This window comes from Gammaproteobacteria bacterium (assembly GCA_016716465.1).
In the GTDB taxonomy this organism is placed as follows: domain Bacteria; phylum Pseudomonadota; class Gammaproteobacteria; order SZUA-140; family SZUA-140; genus JADJWH01.
In genome coordinates, this window is the sequence record JADJWH010000004.1 from 161,335 (window position 1) to 182,933 (window position 21,599).

Below are 21,599 nucleotides of genomic sequence, written 5' to 3' on the forward strand. Positions count from 1 at the left end.
GCTAGAACAGACCGAAGGTCTTTCGCTTCCCGCGATAGCCGTCGATGAGTGCAGCCATGGCACGGTCGCCGGCCCGCTCCGCCAGCGTCCAGGCCTGTTCGCGCCGGTTGTTGCGGATATCGGGATTCGCCCCCGCTTCCAGCAACTGGCGCGCGATCTCGATATGGCCGCGCTTGACCGCGATGATCAACGCGGTATCACCGACATCGTTACGCGCATCCAGATCGACCCTGCGTGAAATCAGTTCCACCGCAATCTCGCCGAATCCGCCATCGGCGGCAAACATCAGGGGGGTATTCCCGGACAGGCTGCGCACATCGGGCGTGGCTCCGGCTGCCAGCAGGATTCGGAACCCCTCCACCCTGCCAGACTGAGCGGCACGGGCAAGTGGCGTTGTGCCATCAGCATCCGCCAGATCCAGGCGGGCCCCGTGCTGGATCAGCAGGCGCACGGTGTCTTCATGGCCCTGGCTGACGGCATACCACAGCGCGGTGCGGCGAACCTTGTCGGCGGCATCGACGCGCGCACCGTGATCCAGCAGCGTCGTAACGATGGCATCGTTCCCGGCCTGTGCCACCCACATCAAAGCGGTCCTGCCGTCATTCCCGGGACGGTTCGGGTCGCCACCACCGAGCACGAGACTGGTAACAACCGCGTCATGGCCCGCCTGGGCGGCGGCCATCAAGGCCGTCAGACCGTCAGTCTTGCGCGCAGCATCCACCGGGGCGCCGGCAGAAAGGAGCTGTGAAACGACTTCGGTATGGCCATTCTCGGCGGCGAGCATCAGCGCCGTTTTGCCATTTCTCGCCTCAGTAGCGGGATCGGCGCCGGCTGCGAGGAGACGCTGTACGATGGCTCCATGGCCGCGCCAGGCGGCGCGACTCAGGGCGTCATGTCCGTCTATATCGCGTTTTGCCGGATCGGCGCCCTGTGCCAGCAGCTCGTTCACCAGCGCGAGCTGGCCGCGCCAGGCCGCGATCATCAGCGGAGACCAACCGGCATAGGGTCGCGTATCACCTTCGGCGCCGGCAGCGGGATCCTCCATCGGAAATGGACCGGACACCGCACGTTTCGGCTGATTGTCAATCGGCTCCGCACCGTGCGCGAGCAGCAATTCCTCCACCGCGCCATAAGCTCTGGCGCGGGCGGCGTGCACGGCCGTCCAATCTTTCTGATTCCTGTGGTGTACATTCGCGCCGCGGGCCAGCAGCATTTCCACAATGCGCTCGTGATTCTCCATGGCGGCCAGCAACAGTGGTGTATTCCTGTTTCGGTCCTCGACATCCACCCTGGCGCCGGCCTCCAGAAGAACGCCGACGATCTCGCGCCAGCCGTGCTGGGCAGCAATGAGCAGCGCATTGTCACCGTAGCGGTTGACGGTGTCGGGATGGGCCCCGGCGCCGATCAGGACCTTGACCATATCTGGCTCATTCTGCCGCGTCGCCTCAATCAGCGGGGTGTTCCCAAACTCATCCACAACGTCCGGCGAGGCCCCTCCCCGCAGCAGCCGTTCAAGACCCGAGCTATCGCGTTTGCGAATGGCGGACAGCAAAACCTCCACCTGCGCGCGGGCGTCGACGGGGGAGTCATTCCCGGCAGGCGGACCGGCTGCCGCCAGTCGCTTTTTCGCCATGTCATAATCCTGGGCCGCCGATTTCCTGAACCACACAAGCGCCTGCGCTTCGTCGACAGGCACGCCCCACCCGTTTTCGTACATAACACCGAGATTGTACTGGGCCTTGACGTGTCCCTGCTCCGCGGCTTTTCTGAGCCAGCCGGCCGCCTCGGCGTGATCCTTGGCGACGCCCTGTCCGGACCGGTAGAACGATGCCAGCTGATATTGGGCTTCGGCATCGCCGGCCATGGCGAGTTCCCGCAGAAGATCGGCCGCACGGGAATAATCGCGGACACGAATCGCGGCGTTTACCTCCTCCATGCGCGCCGCATCGTCTGCTGCGCTACCGCTCACCGGCGCGACAACGCTCATCACCACCATGATCATCGTGGCGCCAACTGTGCGGACCCACTTCTGCGCCCTCATCAGGCCGTACCGTACTTGGTTTCCACCGCGATGCCAGCCTGTTGAAGAAAGGCAGTCGGCAAAACCCCGCCCGCACAGACGATCACCGCATCGTTGTGTAACTGCAGCAGCTTTCCCTCCTGATCGAGGAAGATCCTGTCGGGCTGGATTAACTTCACATTCGACTTCATCAACACCTGCATGCGGCCACTTGCAACGAGATCATCGAGTCGGCGCCGGTTCTTTTCCTTGGCCCGCGAGAACGACTCCGAACGATAGGAAAGCGTAACCCTGGCATCGGTTTCGTCCGCAATGCTGGCTGCCGCCTCCAGCGCGGCATCACCGCCTCCCACCACCAGCACATGCTGCCCGCGGTATTGCTCCGCATCTATCAAACGATAAACCACCTTGGAAAGTTCCTCGCCCGGCACATCCAGCTTTCGCGGCGTCCCGCGCCTGCCGATAGCGAGCAGCACCGACCGCACCTGATACGTCGTGCGCGAACTCGTGACGCGGAATCCGTTCGCAACCGGCTCAATCCTCTCTACCCGTTCGTGATAGTTGATCCGGATACCGGTCTTTTGTTCGATGTCCTGCCACAGCTTCAACAGGGCCTCCTTGCTGGTCTCAGTCATTCGTACCTTGCCGACCAGGGGGATATCCATTGGAGATGTCATAACCAGCTTTCCGCGCGGAAAATGTGCGACGGTGCCGCCGAGAGAATCCTGCTCCAGCGTCACGCAGCGCAACTTGTGCTGCATTGCCGCCAGCGACGCCGAAAACCCGGCGGGACCAGCCCCCACGACCAGGACATCGAGTTGACCGCCTTCCCCTCGCCCACGCTTCCGGCGGATAGAGTCCATCGCCTGCCGTCCCTGCTCGACGGCATTCCGGATCAGGCCCATGCCGCCAAGTTCCCCGGCGATATAGAGCCCGGGGACGTTGGTCTCGAAGTCGGGACTCACTACCGGTATATCCACTCCGCGAGTCTCGCTGCCAAAGACGAGGGTGATTGCGTCTGCCGGACACGCGGCCTTGCATGCACCGTGACCGATGCAATGGGAAGGTCGAATCAGTACCGCCTTGTTGTCAATCAGCCCGAGTACCTGATTTTCAGGGCAGGCATTTACACAGGCGCCGCAGCCGATACATCGGGTGGCATTAATGAGCGGATGCAGGGAGACCGGCCCCACCCCGCCCGCCTTTTCCTCTTCCATCAGGGCACGCAACGCCGTCTGCGTCTTGCGTATGCGCCGGTTATAGAAATACACCATGATCAAAGTAAGCAGTGCGCCATAGACCACGAACTGAATTGTCATGCCAATGGACATCTGCTTCTCTCTGAAATCATTTCCGTATCTCGCCCGGATTAGGCCTTGTCAGCCAGGCGGGTGACGTGATTGTATCGGCCCGGCACATCGGGCCGTATATACATAATCAATGAAATTGAGTAATCCGCCGCATTCGATGAATCTGGTGCCTTAAGCTTCCCTTAAGCTTTCCTTAAGCAAAAATTGTGGATTTTGTCGTGTCTAGTGTCCGACCGGCGCCGATAACTTGGGCGTTACTTCATTCAAACCGGACATCACGGCGCACAGAGCACATGTTCCTTACGAACAACAAAGATAGCTCGATCATTAGACAGGCTCCATCTCGTCAAACCTCGACGCCAGCTGACAGACAGCGAAGCACGGGCTCACCATCGAGTCTTGTCCAGCGTGAACCCGCGCCCTCGCCTGGCGGCACGGATCCCGGCATGAGCAATCCCGCCCCCAAAGCCCCCGCAAGCACGCTGCAGGAGGCCGGCCGCAGCAACAGAGTGGGCGGAGTGGAGAACCTCGCCACGACGGTGTTCGCCGCCGCGATGATTCTGCTGATCTACGCGGGCTGGAGCAATCGGTCCGAGACCTACCTGACCGCAGAATCCGGGCCGGGTTACGCGCTCGGCATCATCGGTGCCTCGCTGATGCTTCTGCTCCTGCTGTATCCACTGAGGAAACGGGTGCGGTTCATGCGCCATCTGGGGCCGGTCAAATTCTGGTTTCGGAGCCACATGCTCCTTGGCGTAGTGGGTCCAATCTGCATTCTCTATCATGCCAGCTTCAAGCTGGGATCGATGAACAGCAATATCGCCCTCATCTGCATGCTCACCGTTGCGTCGAGCGGTCTGATCGGACGTTATTTCTACCGCAAGATCCATCACGGGCTGTATGGAAACCGCGCCAGCCTCAAGGAACTGCTGGACAACGAGGCGCTCCGGAAAATTCGCCTTGCGGACACGCTGGATTCGCTCCCGCGCATAAAGCAACAGCTGCAGGCCATACAGACATGGGAGGCTCGCGTCGACCGCGGCGTAGTGGTGGCGGGCATCAGGATCATCCTGTTCGGGCTCCACAGCCACTGGTTACAGCTCAAATTGCTCATCCTGGCGAATCGGGCCATCAGCTCACATGCCCAGGTATCGGGAAAGTCCGCCGAGTGGACAAGGGCGCAGCGCCTCATCATGCGGCGTTACCTCGGAGAATTCTTCGCCGCCACCCGCAAGGTGGCCGGTTTCAGCTTCTTCGAACGCATGTTTTCGCTCTGGCACCTGCTCCATATGCCCCTGTTTATCATGATGGTGATCACCGGTGTCATCCATGTGATCGCCGTCCATATGTATTGACCAAGGCGGCCAGCGCATGCGCGTCCGCCACGGCCTGCTGCTGGCTACTGGATTAAGCGCCTTGCTGCTGCTGGGAACCGCTCTCGGCTCGACGCTGGAGACGATACTGATGCCAGGCGAGCTGATCCAGGGTCATGCGAAATTCGAAACTGACTGCAAGAGCTGCCACGAGGCATTCAGCAAACATACCCAGAGCCAGCGCTGCATCGACTGTCATGATCACAAGAATATCGCGGACGACATCAGGCAGAAGACCGGCTATCACGGGCGCGTCATCACGCCCGGGGATATCAATTGCAAGCGCTGCCATGGCGACCATCTCGGCAGGGATGCGGACATCGTTCACCTTGACACACAGACATTCGATCACACCCAGACCGATTTCCCGCTCAAGGGAATGCATGCCTCGACCCGTTGCCAATCCTGTCATCTCAGCGACAAGAAATATCACGAGGCCGGCCTCAAGTGCATTGAATGCCACAAGAGTAAAAACCCGCACCGGGAAGATCTCGGCACCAAGTGCGAGAGCTGCCACAACGAGGAATCCTGGCTGAAAAGATCCGCCTTCGATCATGACAAGACAAAATTTCCGCTCAAGGGGAAACATCGTGACGCGACCTGCAATAGCTGCCACCCCAATGAGCGATACAAGAATATCGCGAGGGACTGTATCGCCTGTCACCGAATGAACGATATTCACAGGGGACGTTACGGCGAAAAATGTCATGACTGTCACACGGAAAAAAAGTGGACCGAGATCATGTTCGATCACGACAAATCGACCAAATACAAGCTGGAAGGCCGCCACCGAAAGGTTGCCTGCGACAGCTGCCACAAAGGTGATCTATACAAGGACAAGACCAGCACGGCGTGCGTGGACTGCCACTCTGGCGACGACAACCACAAGGGTCAGTTTGGCAAAAAATGCGCGGACTGCCACACAGTATTCAACTGGAACAAGAACGCTTTCAACCACGACAAGGACACCAAATTCAGGCTTGGCGGAAGACACAAGGAACTCGGATGCAGCCAGTGCCACGGCGGCGATATCTACAAGCAGAAGCTGCCAACGGCCTGTTTCGAATGTCATAAAAAAGACGACGTGCACAAGGAACAGCAGGGGAAAGAGTGCAGCCGATGCCATAACGAGAATTCATGGGGCGAGAAAATCTTGTTCGATCATGACGTGACACATTTTCCCCTGATCGGGGCTCACGCCGTGACATCGTGCGAGGAATGCCACCTCACCGCAAGCTTCAAGGATACAAAGCGTGACTGCAGTTCCTGCCATGAAAAAAATGATGAGCACAAGGGGCGGCTCGGAACCGAATGTGGGAACTGCCACAACCCCAACGGATGGTCATTATGGATTTTCGATCATGACAAGCAGACAGATTTCAAGCTGGTCGGGAAGCATGAAAACCTGAACTGCCATTCCTGTCACACCACGCGAATGAAAAAGGAAGTAAAACAATCCAGGGAATGCAGTTCATGCCACCAAAGAGATGACATTCATTCTGGTGGATTCGGGTCGCGCTGCGAGCGCTGCCACGACACCTATGATTTCAGTCATATCACCATCAACTAGACAAACAGTACTCCGATCGTATTGGGGCCAAAATCATGTGGAAGCAAATATTCGCCAAAACCACTTCCCGCACCGGAGTACGGAGGAATCCGGCATGGATCCTGATCGTGCTATCTCTGGTCACCGTGACCTGTTTCGCGCAACCGGCCCCGACCGTGCCCGACGGGAAATTTGACCACTTCTCGACCGGGTTCCCGCTGACCGGCGGGCATCGTCAGGCCGCGTGCTCTGACTGCCATATGCGCGGAATATTCAAGGGCACCTCACGCCAATGCGCCGCTTGCCACACCGTCAACGGCCTTTCTTCAGCTTCGAAAAAACCTGTAACCCATATCGACTCCACGGACTTCTGCGAGGACTGCCATACCTCGTCCGGCTGGAAACCGACCTACAAGGTCGATCACTTCTCGGTCATCGGTTCCTGCGCGAGCTGCCACAATGGACGCACTGCACCGGGCAAGGGACAGAACCACATCACCAGCGGGAACAATTGCGACGATTGCCATACCACCAGCACATTTTCAAACGCCGTATTTGACCATACCCAGGTTACCGGCACCTGCTCCAGTTGCCACAATGGAAGGACGGCAAGCGGACAATCGTCCAATCACATACGCACCAGCGCTCAGTGCGATGACTGTCACAGCACACGCGCCTGGACACCGGCGAGCTTCGACCACAGCGGCGTCACCGCCGGCTGCTCCAGCTGCCACAACGGCAGCTCTGCCACCGGGAAACCGGCCAAGCACGTCACCACCTCGGCCCAGTGCGACACCTGCCATACGACCCGCGCCTGGACGCCCGCCAGCTTCGACCACAGCGCCGTCACCGGAACCTGCTCCAGCTGCCACAACGGCACCTCTGCCACCGGGAAACCGGCCAAACACATCACTACGTCAAACGATTGCGACACCTGTCACTCGAACACGGCCTGGACCCCGGCGAACTTCAGCCATAACGGCATTACCGGCACCTGCTCCAGTTGCCATAATGGCACCTCCGCTGCCGGCAAGCCGAACAACCACGTCACCACCTCGGCCCAGTGCGACACCTGCCATACAACGAATGCGTGGACCCCCGCAAGCTTCGACCACAGCGCCGTCACCGGAACCTGCTCCAGCTGCCACAACGGCACCACCGCCACCGGCAAGCCGAACAATCATGTCACCACCTCGGCCCAGTGCGACACCTGCCATACAACGAATGCGTGGACCCCCGCAAGCTTCGACCACAGCGCCGTCACCGGAACCTGCTCCAGCTGCCACAACGGCACTACTGCCACCGGCAAGCCGAACAATCATGTCACCACCTCGGCCCAGTGCGACACCTGCCATACAACGAATGCGTGGACCCCCGCAAGCTTCGACCACAGCGCCGTCACCGGAACCTGCTCCAGCTGCCACAACGGCACTACTGCCACCGGCAAGCCGAACAATCATGTCACCACCTCAGCCCAGTGCGATACCTGCCATACGACCCGTGCCTGGACGCCCGCCAGCTTCGACCACAGCGGCGTCACCGGAACCTGCTCCAGCTGCCACAACGGCACCACCGCCACCGGCAAGCCGAACAATCACGTCACCACCTCGGCCCAGTGCGACATCTGCCATACGACCACTGCCTGGACGCCGGCCTCATTCGACCATAGCTCGGTAACCGGTTCCTGCTCCAGTTGCCATAACGGCAGCTCGGCCACCGGAAAACCGGCGGGGCACTTCGTGACCAACCAGCAGTGCAATATCTGTCACAACACCAACAACTGGACCACGCTCGTATTCCGCCACAGCAGCACCGCCTATCCCGGCGATCATCGTACCAGCCTGAGCTGCGTGGATTGCCACAAGACCAATGCCGAAATCGTGCCCTGGCCAAACTCGGCCTATCAGCCGGATTGCGCGGCCTGCCATGCGGGAGATTACCGGCCCGGCAAGCATGAGAATGCCACCGTAAGCACCAACCGCAACTGCGCCGGCACTTGCCACAAGTCCACGCCGGAACACCGCGTCAGCGACAGAAGCTGGGATTGAACCCGTATATGCGAAACATTTCTCGAGGCCTCCTCGGAGCGGCTCTCGGCCTGGGTCTGCTGGCCGGTTTGCCGTCGACGCCGCCGGCACAGGCAGAACCGGCTACCGGACAAGTGCTCGACAAGGTGACAGTCGTGCGCCAGCCGGAATGCTTTGGCATTGTCATCACATTTAATTTCCCGCTGCAGTACATCAGCCACTTTCCCCCGGAACGGGCCGACCTGCTTCGCATCCGACTCAAGCCGGCACTATCCGGCTCCGAAGTTACAGACATCTACAATTTCCGGGAATCGGCACGACCGAGTCACACCCACGGGTCTCCGCTCGTGGACGTCACCTACGAAGGCGACGCCCTTGATCCGCACCTTATTGTCCAGTTCACGCACCCGGTCACCTATACCGTGGGGCCAAACAGCGATTTCAGGAGCCTGACGATTCAGGTGCGCGCCTCGGCGCAGGATGATGCGCAACCCTGTTTGCCGGGTGTTGACCCGGCCGCCGGTATGCCCCCATGACAGACGGGCAGGGTTTCGCCGGTAGGGTACCGGGCATTTTCTCGGCCAGCATCGGTGCGGGCTTCGTCTGCCTGGTGTTGGCCGTGCTGTGGCTTCCCGCCATCGCCAATGCCGCGGGACCGGTCCTCGCAATCGGATCGAATCCCGCCAGGCAGTCGGAAATCTTCGCGATCCAGCTCACGACCGCGGATGAACTTCCCGGTGCGGACGGCCTGCCGGACATCCCCCAGCTACGGCAATACCGGCTCTACGCCCTGCGGGCGGAGCCGGGAAAACCGTTTCGCTACCGGCTTCGGCTCGGTTTCTTTGCCGACATGAATGAAGCCGCGACGGTGAAGGCCAGGATCGAACCGCACTTCCCCGGCAGCTGGATCCTGAAAGTTTCGGCGCAGGAGGCGCGGGAATCGATCGCCTCGTCGTTAAACAACCCGCCTCTGCCACAACCGGCAACACCTGCACCCGCAGCACCCGAGGCGCCCCTTCCCGCGCCTCAGCCCCCAGCGGCCGCAGCGGCTGTCGTGGCAACGACCGCGGCGCCCGAGGACAGGATGACCGCGCTCATGGAGAGCGGTCGCCAGGCGGTTGCCAGGGGTGATTATCCCCTCGCGATCCGTATCTACACCAAGGTACTGGAATCGCCGGACAGCGAATATGCCCGGGATGCCCTTGAATATCTGGGACTTGCCCGGGAACGTAATGGCCAGGCGGCGCACGCCAAGGCGGAATATGAAAGATACCTCGAACTGTACCCCAAGGACCCCGGCGCGGATCGTGTCCGCCAACGCCTCGCCGGGCTGCTGACGGCCCGGGAAGCCCCACGCGAGAAACTCCCTGAGCAGAAAACGGCGGCGGGCAAGCCCATGGAATGGAATGGATCCGGAAGCTTCTCCCAGTATTACCGCCGTGACGCCACCACGATTGACGGTGCCGGAGAGACGGTGACGCAGTCGGCGCTTATGTCCGATCTCGATCTCTCCGCGCGGGGACGCAATGATGACTATGACATTCGGGCGCGTTTCAATGGGGGCTATACCTACGATTTTCTGAGCGACGGCGAAGACCTGTCCCGCATAAGCAATCTCTACATAGATGTCAGCCATCGCCGCGCGGGAGTTTCCGGCCGGGTCGGCCGGCAGACACGCAGTTCAGGCGGCGTCTTCGGACGTTTCGATGGCATGCTGATGAGCTATCAGACCAGCAGCTGGGGACGGTTCAATGTCGTCGGCGGTTATCCGGTCGAGCGCTCTACTGACACCGGCATCAACCGGGACAAGGTGTTCTACGGCATGAGCGCGGACCTGCCCGCCTGGAGGGATCACTGGGATTACAGCGTCTACGCCATCACCCAGACAGCAGGGGACGTGTCTGACCGCCGCGCCCTCGGCGGTGAGGCGCGCTACCTCGATGATGCCCGCTCGCTGTTCGCCTTGCTGGACTATGACACGCAATTCCAGACCATCAACATATTCTCCCTGCTCGGTAACTGGGCCGTCGATGACTGGACCACCTATAACTTCGCATTAAACCAGAGCCGCAGCCCGTTCCTGGGCGCCAGCAATGCCCTGATCGGACAGACGGCTCAGGACATTGACGAGTTGCTGGGCAGCTATAGCGAGGAAGAAATTCAGGATCTGGCGCTCGACCGGACGGCCATCAGCCGCGCGGTGTCGGGCGGAATCTCCCGGACATTTACCGACAAGCTCCAGTTGACCGCGGACGTCACGGTGTCCAGCCTGTCAGGCACACCCGCCTCGGGCGGGGTACCCGCCACGGATGCCACCGGCAATGAGTACCTCTATTCCCTCCAACTGATCGGAAACGGCATCATACGGTCGGGTGACCTGGCCATCCTCGGCCTGATGTACTCAGATGCCAGCACGACGAATACCACAACACTCAACCTCAACACCCGTTACCCGGTCACCAGCCTGCTGCGCATCAATCCGCGACTGCGACTGGATTACCGGCAGTTCGACCGGGGAAACGGTGAGCAATGGATAACCACACCATCGATACGGTTCGATTACCGCTATCGTCGCAATATCGATCTGGACGCGGACATCGGCCTCCAGTGGTCGGATCGCGACATCGCGGATACCACTGAAAAGTCTTCGGGTTACTACGTCTATCTTGGCTACAATCTCGGCTTCTAGCCGAGTTCCGCGCGCCGCTGTTTTCTGCAACAATACACCCTTTCCCGCGCCGCGGGGCTCGCCTTGTACGGAAGATCGATACTCCCGGCCCGCGCGTCCGCATGCTCGATGGATCTCCTCCAAAGCGAAAGGGGCCGTAACGTGTCCGATTCCAGGGATATAACCCGGGAACTGCAGGAAACCGTTTGTAACGCCTATGAACGGCGCACGCCCCTGTCGATCCAAGGCGGGAACAGCAAACGTTTCTACGGCCGTCCTGCCCGCGGCGAACCCGTTTCCCTGGAGGCCCACCGTGGCATCGTGAACTATGAGCCCGCCGAACTCGTCATCACCGCCCGCAGCGGTACGCCGCTCCATGAAGTGGAAAACCTTTTGGCGGCACATGGCCAGATGCTTGCTTTCGAGCCTCCCCACTTCGGCGCCGGCGCCACCCTGGGCGGGACCCTCGCCTGCGGAATTTCCGGTCCACGCCGCCCCTATGCCGGTGCGGTACGCGATCACCTGCTCGGAATCCGCTGTCTCTCGGGCGAAGGCCGCCTGTTGCGCTTCGGTGGCGAGGTGGTGAAGAACGTGGCCGGATTCGACGCCTTCCGGCTCATGGCCGGGGCGCTCGGTACGCTCGGCGTCCTGCTCGAGGCCTCCTTCAAGGTTCTGCCGCGCCCCGAACATACCGTCACGCTGGTGTTCGAATGCAGGCTCCGCGAGGCGCTGAACAAATTCAACGACTGGCACCGCGCGCCTCTGCCCATCAGCGCGGGCGCCGCCGATGATGCGCGCCTGTATGTGCGTCTCGAAGGCAGCGCGGAGGGCGTACGGTCCGCCCGGAACAGGCTCGGCGGCGAAATCCTCCCCGAGGGCTCGACCTTCTGGGATGCGCTGCGGGAACACCGCCACCCCTTCTTCACCGACAATGAACCCCTGTGGCGTCTGTCCCTGCCGCCGGCGGCCCCGCCACTCTCGATCGTCGGTCGCTGGCTGATCGACTGGGGCGGGGCACAGCGCTGGCTCAAGACCGCGTTGCCGCCGAAGCTGATCCGCGAGACCGCGACACGCAATGGCGGACATGCGCAGTTGTTCCGCGGCGGCGAACGCGATGGCGCGGTGTTCCATCCCCTGCCGGCGCCACTGCTCGACCTGCACAAAAACCTGAAGCAGGCCTTCGATCCGCGCGGCATACTGAATCCGCAGCGGATGTACCGGGAGTTTTAGGTACGCTGCACAGATATCTGAGCCATGCAGACGCGTCTCCCCAGTGAATTCACCGCCACCCCGGCCGGCGCCGAGGCCGATCGCATCCTGCGTACCTGCGTGCACTGCGGCTTCTGCAACGCGACCTGCCCCACCTACCAGTTGCTCGGCGACGAACTCGACGGCCCGCGCGGCCGCATCTATCTGATCAAACGCATGCTGGAAGACGGCACCGCGGGCGAAGACACCCAGCGCCATCTCGACCGCTGCCTGACCTGCCGCGCCTGCGAGACGACCTGTCCCTCCGGCGTCGAATACGGGCGCCTGCTGGATATCGGACGTGCGCGCGTCGAAGCGACGGTCGCACGCCCGCGCCCCGCGCGGCTGTTGCGCCGGCTGCTGTGTACCGTCCTGCCTTACCCCGGCCGCGTCAGGGCGGCGCTCGCCGCATCCCGCTGGATCAGCGCCCTGCTCCCGGCCGCCCTCACCCGGGCGATACCGGCGCGGCGTGTTTCCGCACCCGAGACCGCCATCGACTGGCCCCCGGCCCGTCACTCGCGCCGGGTGCTGATCCTGGAGGGATGTGTACAGTCCGTGACCCATGGGCATATCAACGCGGCCGCCGCGCGCCTGCTCGACCGCCGCGGCATATCGCTGATCCGCGTGCCCGGCAGCGGTTGCTGCGGCGCGGTCACCCACCATCTGGCGCAGGATGCCCCGACGCGCGGTTTCCTGCGTCGCAACATCGACGCCTGGTGGCCCGAGGTCGAGCGCGGCGCCGAGGCTATCGTGACGACCTCGAGCGCCTGCAGCGTCATGGTGAAGGATTACGCACACCTGCTGCGCGAGGATCCGGAATACGCGGACAAGGCCCGGCGCATCTCGCAATTGGCCGGAGACATCACCGACGTGATCGCCGGCCTGGGACTCGAACCGTGCGTTGGGACAGCACGTCGCATCGCCTTCCATGCCCCCTGCAGTCTGCAGCACGGCCTGCGCGCCCACACCGCGGTGGAGGAACTGTTGCGGGCTGCCGGTTTCGAGTTGACGCCGGTGGTGGACGCCCACCTGTGCTGCGGGGCGGCCGGGACCTATACCATACTTCAGCCCGAACTGTCCGGACGGCTGCTCGCCGGGAAGCTCGCGGCGCTGGAGGCCGCCACCCCCGAGATCGTCGCCAGCGCCAACATCGGCTGCCTGATTCACCTGCAGGGTGGAACCCGCACACCCGTCCGTCACTGGATTGAACTGATCGAAGAGGCCTACCGCTGACGCACCCCGTCTCACGGGCGATTCCCCACGATCAGCACGGATGAAAACCGGTACCGTTTCACTTATGCTTTTGGGCAGAATCCACCGGGAATATCGGACCGATTCCAGATTGCCCTCCCGCGCCAGAATCTCCGCCGCCGTGGCCGGCAGGGCCTTTACCACGAACATACGAGGCTGACGATGAAATTCAGATCATTCTATCCCCCGCAGCGCACGCTGATGGGCCCCGGTCCGTCCGATGTCAACCCGCGCGTCCTCGCCGCCATGGCGCGGCCGACCATCGGTCATCTCGATCCGGCCTTCGTCACGATGATGGAAGAGATCAAGGCGCTGTTGCAGTACGCCTTCCAGACGAAGAACGCGCTGACGTTTCCGGTATCAGCCCCCGGTTCGGCGGGCATGGAAACCTGCTTCGTCAACCTGGTCGAGCCGGGCGACAAGGTGATCGTGTGCCAGAATGGTGTGTTCGGCGGCCGCATGAAGGAGAACGTGCTGCGCTGCGGCGGCGTCCCGGTGATGGTCGAGGACCCCTGGGGCCGCGCCGTGGACCCCGCCAAGGTGGAACATGCCCTGAAGACCAACCCGGACGCCAAGATCCTTGCCTTCGTCCATGCGGAGACCTCGACCGGGGCGCGCTCCGACGCCAAACTGCTGTCCGATCTTGCCCACCAGCATGGCTGCCTGACCATCGTCGATGCGGTCACCGCGCTCGGCGGTATCCCGCTGCTGGTGGACGACTGGCAGCTCGACGCGGTCTTCTCCGGCACGCAGAAATGTCTGTCCTGCGTGCCAGGCCTGTCGCCGGTCACTTTCAGCGCGCGCGCGCAGGAGGTCATCAGGCAGCGCAAGCGGCCGGCGCAGAGCTGGTTCCTGGACCTGAACCTGGTCATGTCGTACTGGGGCGGAGACGGCAAACGGACCTACCACCACACCGCACCGGTCAATACGCTGTATGCCCTGCACGAGGCGCTGGTAATCCTGCAGGAGGAAACCATCGGGCTCTCCTGGGCGCGCCACCTGCATTACCATCGCGCGCTGCGTGCCGGCCTTGAGGCCATGGGACTGGAACTCGCCGTACCGGAAGATGAGCGTCTGCCGCAGCTGAACGCGGTGCGGATACCCGAAGGGGTCGATGACGCCGTGGTACGCGCGCAATTGCTCGGCGAGTACAACCTGGAGATCGGCGCCGGGCTCGGCGCCATGGCGGGCAAGATCTGGCGTATCGGCCTGATGGGTCACGCCTGCAGCGCGCGCAACGTGCTGTTCTGTCTCGGTGCGCTGGAAGATGTGCTGACCGACGTCAAGGCACCGATCCGGCACAGCCGCGCGCTGGCGGCCGCGCGTGCGGTGCTGAGCGCGGATCCGCAGCCCGTGGACGACGAAGAATAAGACCAAGTGAGATGGGTGATGGCAGCGAGTCTGCCATCACCGCTCTGCAAAAAACGCCTTACGGTTCGTTACTCAATCGCTCGCATGCGCCGGATCAGGGCTGTCGCACCAGGAACAGCAGCCCGCGCCCGGTATCATTGCCGCCCTCGGTGACGCGGATCGTCAGGGCGATGACCTCACCATCCGCACTGACCGCGCCCGTGCCGGTCACGATCGATCCGCCGGAGTTCAGGCTCAGCGTCATGGTCCCGTTGGCGGCTACGCTGTAGGCGCCGCTGCCCACGCTCTGCACACTGGTGGGCACCGCCCCCAGGGCCACGACAGTGCCGGTTCTGGCCGCATCGACGTCCAGAATCCCGCGTTTTCCAAGGAGGCTCCCCGAGGAAATCCCGCCGGTGCCATTGAAGGTCAGGGTGCCGAATTGATAGCCGAGCGCCGCGGTCGCCCCCGCGCCGCCGGTGAAGTAGCCGGCGTGCTGGACCACGTTGTACCGGCCGCTAATGATGCCGTTGCCGGCCCCGGTCGCCCGGCGGATGGCGACACCGATCTCGCGGTTGGCGAGATTCGTCTGCAGGACATCGCCCGTGGGCATGATCACGTGCCAGCCCGTGTCGTCTGCCACCGACGGCGCCGTATTGCTGGCGGTGACATTGATGTTGACCGAGGCGGTCGCGCTCACCTTGCCGTCAGTGATCGTGTAACTGAAGGTCTCGACACCGGCATAGCCGGAGGCCGGCGTGTAACCGAGACTCGTGCCGTTGTTCGTCACCGTGCCCCCGTTGCTGGCTGAACTCACCGCGGTGATCGTCAGCGTATCGCTGACATCCGGGTCACTGTCGTTCGCCAGCACGTTGAGGACATTGCCGCTGCTGTTCACGCGGACGCTGAGGCTGTCGCCGGTCGCGGTCGGCGGGGTGTTGGCCGCGATCACGTTGACCGTCACCGTGGCGGATGCGGTCGCCACACCATCGCTGACGGTGTAGGTGAAACTTTCACTGCCGCTGAAACCCGGCGCAGGCGAATAGCTCAGACTGGTGCCGTTGTTGATCACCGACCCGCCGTTGCTGGTGGCACCCACCGCCGTGATGGTCAGTGTGTCGCCCACGTCGGGGTCGCTGTCATTCGCCAGGACGGCGAGTGAATTGGCGGTAGAGCCCATGCCGACGTTGATGCCGCTGTCGTTGACCGCCACCGGGGCCGAGTTGCCCGCGCCCACGGTGACATTGACCGTCGCGGTGGCGGTCGCCATGCCGTCGCTGATCGTATAGGTGAAGCTTTCCGGGCCGAGATAGGAGGCCGCCGGTGAATAGCTCAGACTGGCGCCATTGTTGATCACCGAACCGCCGTTACTGGTGGCGCCCACCGCCGTGATCGTCAGCGTATCGCCCACATCGGGGTCGCTGTCGTTCGCCAGCACGTTCAACACGTTGCCGCTGCTGTTCTGCTGGACATTCAAGCCGGAGTCATTGACCGCGTTCGGTGCCGTATTGGCGCCGACTATGGCCACCGTCACCGTCGCCGTGTCGCTGCCCCCGGCGCCGTCGCTGACGGTATAGGTGAAAGTCTCCGTGCCGCTGTACCCGACCGCCGGCGTGTAGATCAGAGTATCTCCATTTGGAGTCACCAGGCCGCCCGCGCTGGTCGCGCCGGTCGTGGTGATCGTCAGCGTCTGCGCGGGGATATCGGCATCGCTGTCGTTGGCGAGCACCTCGAGAATATTATTGATGCTGTTCTCACCCACGCTCAGGCCGGAGTCGTCCACCGCCACCGGGGGAACGTTGCCGCCGACCGTCACCGTCACCGTCGCGGTATCCGTCGCGCCGGCACCGTCGCTGACGGTGTAGGTGAAGGTCTCGGTACCGCTGAAGGCATTCGCCGGCGAATAGGAAATACTGGTCCCGTTGTTGGTCGCCGTGCCGCCGTTGCTGGTGGCGCCCACCGCCGTGATCGTCAGCGTGTCGCCGAGATCGGCGTCACTGTCGTTGGCGAGCACGTCCAGCACATTGCCGGAGCTGTTGGTGGCCACGTTGAAATTGCCGTCACTGACCGCGTCCGGCGTGGTGTTGCCGACGCCGATCACCGTCACTGTCACCGTCGCGGTGTCCGTCCCGCCGTTGCCGTCGCTGAGGGTATACGTGAAACTGGCATTGCCGCTGAAACCCGGCGCCGGGGTGAAGAGCAGGCTGCTTCCCCCGCTGATCGCGACCGAACCCGAGGGCGCGGGTGTGCCGACGGCGGTGATCGTCAGCGTCTGGCCCACGTCGGAGTCGCTGTCGTTGGCGAGCACATCGAGCGGGTTATTGCTGCTCCCCAGGGCAACGCTGAAACCGGTGAAGTTGGTCGAGTTGTCGTCGTCGTTCGCAACCGGCGCGGTATTGACGGGCGCGATGACGGTCATGGTCACGGTCGCCGTGTCCGTATCGGTGCCGTCACTGACCGTGTAGCTGAAGGTCTCGGAACCGGCATAGCCTGCCGCCGGGGCATAACTCAGGCTGGTGCCGTTGTTGGTCACTGACCCACCGTTACTGGCCGCCCCCACCGCGGTGATCGTCAAGGCGTCGCCCGCGTCGGGGTCGCTGTCATTCCCCAATACGTTGAGTGTGTTGCCCGCGCTGTCACGACCGGCGCTGTAGCTGTCGTTGACGGCGGTCGGCGCCGTGTTGGCCGCGACGGTGACGGTCACGATCGCGTCCGTGGTCAATGCCCCGTCACTGAGCGTGTAGCTGATCACCTCCGTGCCCGCGGTTGCCGCCGGTGGAGTATAGACCAGACCGTCACTGGTGCCATTGATCGCGACGATCCCGCCCGCACCCAGCGGCGTGGAAATACTGGCCGCGGTGACTGTCAGCGACTGCGCCGGCACATCGGCATCGCCATCGTTGGTCAGCACGTCCAGCGCGTTGCCACTGCTGTCCACCGCCACGGTAAAGGCATCATCAAGCGGTGCCGGCGCCACATTGGCGCCCACGGTCACTGTCACTGTCGTCGAGGCCGTGGTAACACCGTCGCTGACGGTGTAATTGAAGCTGTCGCCGCCCGCGAACAGTGCCACCGGGGTGTACGTCAGGTTGCCGCCGTTGTTTGTAATCGTCCCGCCCTGCGCCGAGACCGCGTCGGCGGCGCTGATGGTCAGCGTCTGGAGCGGTGCATCGGCGTCACTGTCGTTGGCGAGCACGTCCAGCGTGTTGCCGCTGCTGTCCGTCAGCACATTGTAAGTGTCGGCGGTTGCGACCGGGGCACTGTTGCCGACGGTCAGGGTCACGGTCGCGGTGTCCGTGGCCGTACCGTCGCTGACCGTGTAGGTGATCACTTCGGTGCCGGTCGCGCCGGCCGCGGGGGTGTAGATCAGACCGTCATTGCCGCCGTTGATGGCAACCGTGCCGCCGCCGGCAAGCGGGGTCGTGATCGTGGCCTGCGTGACGGTCAGGATATCGACGACATCGGCATCCGTGTCGTTGGCCAGCACGTCGAGCGGATTATTGCTGCTGTCGAGGGTGATGCTGACGGCGTCGTTATTGGCCACCGGCGCCGTGTTGGCCGGACGCACCGTAATGGTTACCGTGGCATTCGCGCTGGCCGTACCGTCACTGACGGTATAGCTGAAACTGTCGGCGCCACTGTAGTTCGCAGTCGGCGTATAGCTCAGGCTGGTACCGTTGTTCACCACCCCCCCGTGGGTCGGTGGCCCAAACGCCGTGATGGTCAGCGTCTGCGCGGGAATATCGGCGTCGTGATCGTTGGCAAGAACGGCGAGGGCGTTTCCGCTGCTGTTCTCGGCCACACTGAAGGCATCCGCCAGGGGCGCCGGGGCGACATTCCCGCCCACCGTGACCGTCACTGTCGCGGTATCGGTGGAAACGCCGTCGCTGACGGTGTAGGTAAAGCTCGCCGCTCCGCCGGCGGTGGGCGTATACAACAGGTTATTGCCCGGACCCGCGCCGTTGACGGTCACGGTACCGCCAGCGGCACCGCTGACCGCGCTCACCGCGGTGATGGTCAGGGTATCGCCGACATCGTCGTCGTGATCGTTCGCAAGCATGTCGAGTGGATTGTTGCTGCTGCCGGTCGCGACATTGATCTCCGCGCCGGCGCCGCCATCATCCTCGGCCTTCGGCGCCGTGTTGTCGACGCCGATGACGGTGACGGATACGTTGGCGGTATCCGTGGCCAGACCGTCGCTGACCGTGTAGCTGAAGTTGACCGTGCCGCTGAACCCGGCCGCCGGGGTAAACCGCAGGCTGTTGCCGCCGTTGATCGTGACGGTTCCGGAAGGCGCCGGCGTGCCGACCGCGGTGATCGTCAACACGGTCCCGATGTCGGGATCGGTATCATTGGCGAGCACGTTGAGGGCGTTATTGCTGCTGTCCATGGCGACACTGTAGCCGGTGTCATCGACCGCCGTGGGTGGCGTATTGCCCGCGGCCACAACGGTCACGGTCACCGTGGCGGTGGCGGTATCGACACCGTCGCTGATGGTGTAACTGAAACTCTCGTTGCCGGTGTATCCCGGTGCCGGCGTATAGAGCAGGTTCCCGCCGTTGGCGGTCACCGCGCCACCGGCCGTGGGTGCCTGCACGGTCCCGGCCGCGACCACGGTCAGCGTGTCACCGAGATCGGGATCGCTGTCGTTGGCGAGCACGTTGATCGGATTATTGAGGCTGTCCTTGCCGACGCTGATGCCGGTATCGGCGACGGCGGTCGGGGCACTGTTATTGCCCGAATCGATCGTCGTCACGGTGACGGTCGCGGTCGCGGTCAGGCCCAGCGCGTCGGTGACGGTGTAGCCGAAGCTCTCGTCGCCGGTATGTCCGCTTGCCGGGGTATACAACAGGACCGTGTTGGTGCCGTTGATCGATACCGTCCCTCCGGCATCGGGGGTACCGACCGCGCTGATCGTCAAGGCATCGCCGAGATCGGGATCGCTGTCATTGGCCAGCACGCTGAGCAGGTTGTTGATACTGCCCATCGCGACGTTGAGGCCGGTGTCGTCGACCGCGACCGGAGAGCTGTTGGTGTTGTCCAGCACGAAGCTGACATTGCCCGTCCGGGTGGTCGTGCCGTCACTGACCGTGTAGGTGAAGACTTCGGTGCCGAGGGTGTTGCGCGGCGGGATGTACAACAGTTTGTTGCCGGCCGCGTTGACAGTAACGGTACCGCCGAGCTGCGTCAGCGAGGTTCCGGTAATCGTAAGGTTGTCGCCCAGATCGGGGTCGCTATCGTTGGCGAGGACGTCGAGCTCGATCTGCATCAGATCGGTCGCCGTCGACAGGACGAGCAGCCTTCCGTTGGAGCTGGCGAACCCCTGGCCGAGGAAGTTGCCGGCAGGATTCTGCATGATCAGGCTGCCGTCCATGATCACCTGATAGAGGCCGTTGAAATTCGCGACGGCCGGACTGTCCTGGACGACCGTGTCGGTATCGAAATCGAGCGCGAGCCGGTCGGTCGACGTCACGGCGGCGGAAAAGGCCGCATAGACATTTTCCCCGGCAATGAACTGGTCATCGCTGTCGAAGGATATTGACCCGGTTTCCGTCGTGAGTGCCGTGAGGTTCTCTCCCGAGCCGGACAAGGGACCGGACAGGGTTTCCTTCAGCCGGACCAGGTTGTACGTGGTCTCACTGCCACCCGCGGGATCGAGCACCTCATTATCCAGCGCCAGCGTATCGACCGAGCGCTTGATCGCGAGCATCAGTCCCCGCCCCAGTTCACCGGACGCATTGGTCTCCACCGGATATATAAGCAGGGAGCCGTCGGAGGTCACGGCCCCCGCCGAGCCATTACCGGCCGCGTCGGTCACAACCACCTGTCCATCCGAGGTAACGACATGGCTCGATCCCTCGACGCCGCCCACGTCGCTTTCAGGATCGTTGACAGTGGTGAGATCGTGCCGGGTACGAGTACCGAACAGCAGGCCTCCGCTGGCGAAGCCGTCGTCTCCATATCCCCAGCCGCCGCCCATGGCGTGGTTCTCGATCCCGCCCTCGCCGCTTCCCAGCGTGAACGGATCCTTCAGTTCCGTCTCGAACTGCAGTCCGCCGTACAGTCCGTTATGCAGCACGCCTTCGACGCCGCTGCCGGAGAATCCGGTGATGAGGGTCCCCAGCACGGGCGAGGAAGCGTTCCGGATCGCCGTGACGGCCTGGGCGAAGGTCAGGCCGGCGAGGTCGACATCGAGGCCGGCGACCAGCCCCGCCAGCACCGAGACCTCCTCCACCGCGAAATTCGCCAGGGTCACACTCCCGCTCAGGGTGTCGATGATGCTGTCGACGACAGCCTCCGACGCCGGCGACACATCGATCTCGACGCCGGTCACGATGGCACGCATGGTGTTGGACTGGCCGGTCACTCGGACGGCCAGGGTGCTGTCCGGCGCCGGGGTGTCGCTGAAGCTGTACGAGCCGTTGCCGGCGCTGGTCGTCGTCGCGATCACCGAGGTGACGTTGCCCTGGCTGTCGAGACGGACCAGTTCAACCGTTGCACCGCTGACCGGAACGAGGCCCGTGACGGCGGCATTCGCGGTGCCCGTCAGCCAGCCGGCCAGTTGAGAAAAGGGATCGGTGAAGATGCCTGCGGCCGATGAAAACTGCTCACTGTCCGCGCTCGGCGCGCTCACCACGCCGGCGACGAGGTTCGGTACGGAGGATTCGGAGGGTTCATTGACCTCGCAGGCCGACAACAGGAGGCCTGCAAGGATGAGTAAGACGGCACGGGTATGGGATGGTTTCAGCAAGCTCATATGGATTATCTAAGCAACTTGCGCACCAGAATCCTCTGTGACGCAA

11 protein-coding genes are annotated in these 21,599 nt (G+C 62.9%); 8 read left to right on the forward strand and 3 right to left on the reverse strand.

The window, feature by feature from the left end:
• Position 1: 1 nt before the first annotated feature.
• Positions 2 to 2,041: an ankyrin repeat domain-containing protein gene (locus IPM20_08510; GenBank protein ID MBK9131656.1), complete on the reverse strand. Its 2,040-nt coding sequence runs from the start codon at positions 2,039 to 2,041 to the stop codon at positions 2 to 4.
• On the reverse strand, positions 2,041 to 3,339 hold the full coding sequence (locus IPM20_08515; protein ID MBK9131657.1) for an NAD(P)-binding domain-containing protein: 1,299 nt from the start codon (positions 3,337 to 3,339) through the stop codon (positions 2,041 to 2,043). The genes IPM20_08510 and IPM20_08515 overlap by 1 nt, the downstream gene beginning before the upstream one ends.
• Before the next feature lie 437 nt (positions 3,340 to 3,776).
• On the opposite strand from IPM20_08515, the gene IPM20_08520 reads away from it, so the two are divergent.
• The 8 genes from IPM20_08520 to IPM20_08555 all read left to right on the forward strand — a co-directional run bounded on the left by IPM20_08520 (position 3,777) and on the right by IPM20_08555 (position 14,817).
• Complete coding sequence (locus IPM20_08520; GenBank protein MBK9131658.1) at positions 3,777 to 4,685, forward strand: hypothetical protein; 909 nt, start codon at positions 3,777 to 3,779, stop codon at positions 4,683 to 4,685.
• A gap of 16 nt (positions 4,686 to 4,701) precedes the next feature.
• A complete protein-coding gene (locus tag IPM20_08525; protein ID MBK9131659.1) occupies positions 4,702 to 6,273 on the forward strand; it encodes a cytochrome c3 family protein in 1,572 nt (523 codons plus the stop codon).
• Between the two features lie 35 nt (positions 6,274 to 6,308).
• A complete protein-coding gene (locus IPM20_08530; protein MBK9131660.1) occupies positions 6,309 to 8,300 on the forward strand; it encodes a cytochrome C in 1,992 nt (663 codons plus the stop codon).
• A gap of 8 nt (positions 8,301 to 8,308) precedes the next feature.
• Positions 8,309 to 8,815: a hypothetical protein gene (locus IPM20_08535; GenBank protein ID MBK9131661.1), complete on the forward strand. Its 507-nt coding sequence runs from the start codon at positions 8,309 to 8,311 to the stop codon at positions 8,813 to 8,815.
• Positions 8,812 to 10,968, forward strand: coding sequence for a hypothetical protein (locus tag IPM20_08540; protein ID MBK9131662.1), 2,157 nt, complete (start codon positions 8,812 to 8,814; stop codon positions 10,966 to 10,968). Before IPM20_08535 ends, IPM20_08540 begins: the two co-directional genes overlap by 4 nt.
• A 108-nt stretch (positions 10,969 to 11,076) precedes the next feature.
• A complete protein-coding gene (gene glcE / locus IPM20_08545) occupies positions 11,077 to 12,177 on the forward strand; it encodes a glycolate oxidase subunit GlcE (protein MBK9131663.1) in 1,101 nt (366 codons plus the stop codon).
• 24 nt (positions 12,178 to 12,201) lie between these two features.
• Positions 12,202 to 13,428 carry a glycolate oxidase subunit GlcF gene (glcF, locus tag IPM20_08550; protein MBK9131664.1) on the forward strand — a complete coding sequence of 409 codons (1,227 nt, stop codon included), beginning with the start codon at positions 12,202 to 12,204 and terminating at the stop codon, positions 13,426 to 13,428.
• A gap of 180 nt (positions 13,429 to 13,608) precedes the next feature.
• Positions 13,609 to 14,817 (forward strand): alanine--glyoxylate aminotransferase family protein, encoded by a 1,209-nt coding sequence (locus tag IPM20_08555; GenBank protein ID MBK9131665.1) that lies wholly within the window; start codon positions 13,609 to 13,611, stop codon positions 14,815 to 14,817.
• A gap of 94 nt (positions 14,818 to 14,911) precedes the next feature.
• Here IPM20_08555 and IPM20_08560 read toward each other — a convergent pair whose 3' ends face one another.
• Positions 14,912 to 21,553, reverse strand: a complete 6,642-nt coding sequence (locus IPM20_08560) for a tandem-95 repeat protein (protein MBK9131666.1) — start codon at positions 21,551 to 21,553, stop codon at positions 14,912 to 14,914.
• Positions 21,554 to 21,599 lie beyond the last annotated feature (46 nt).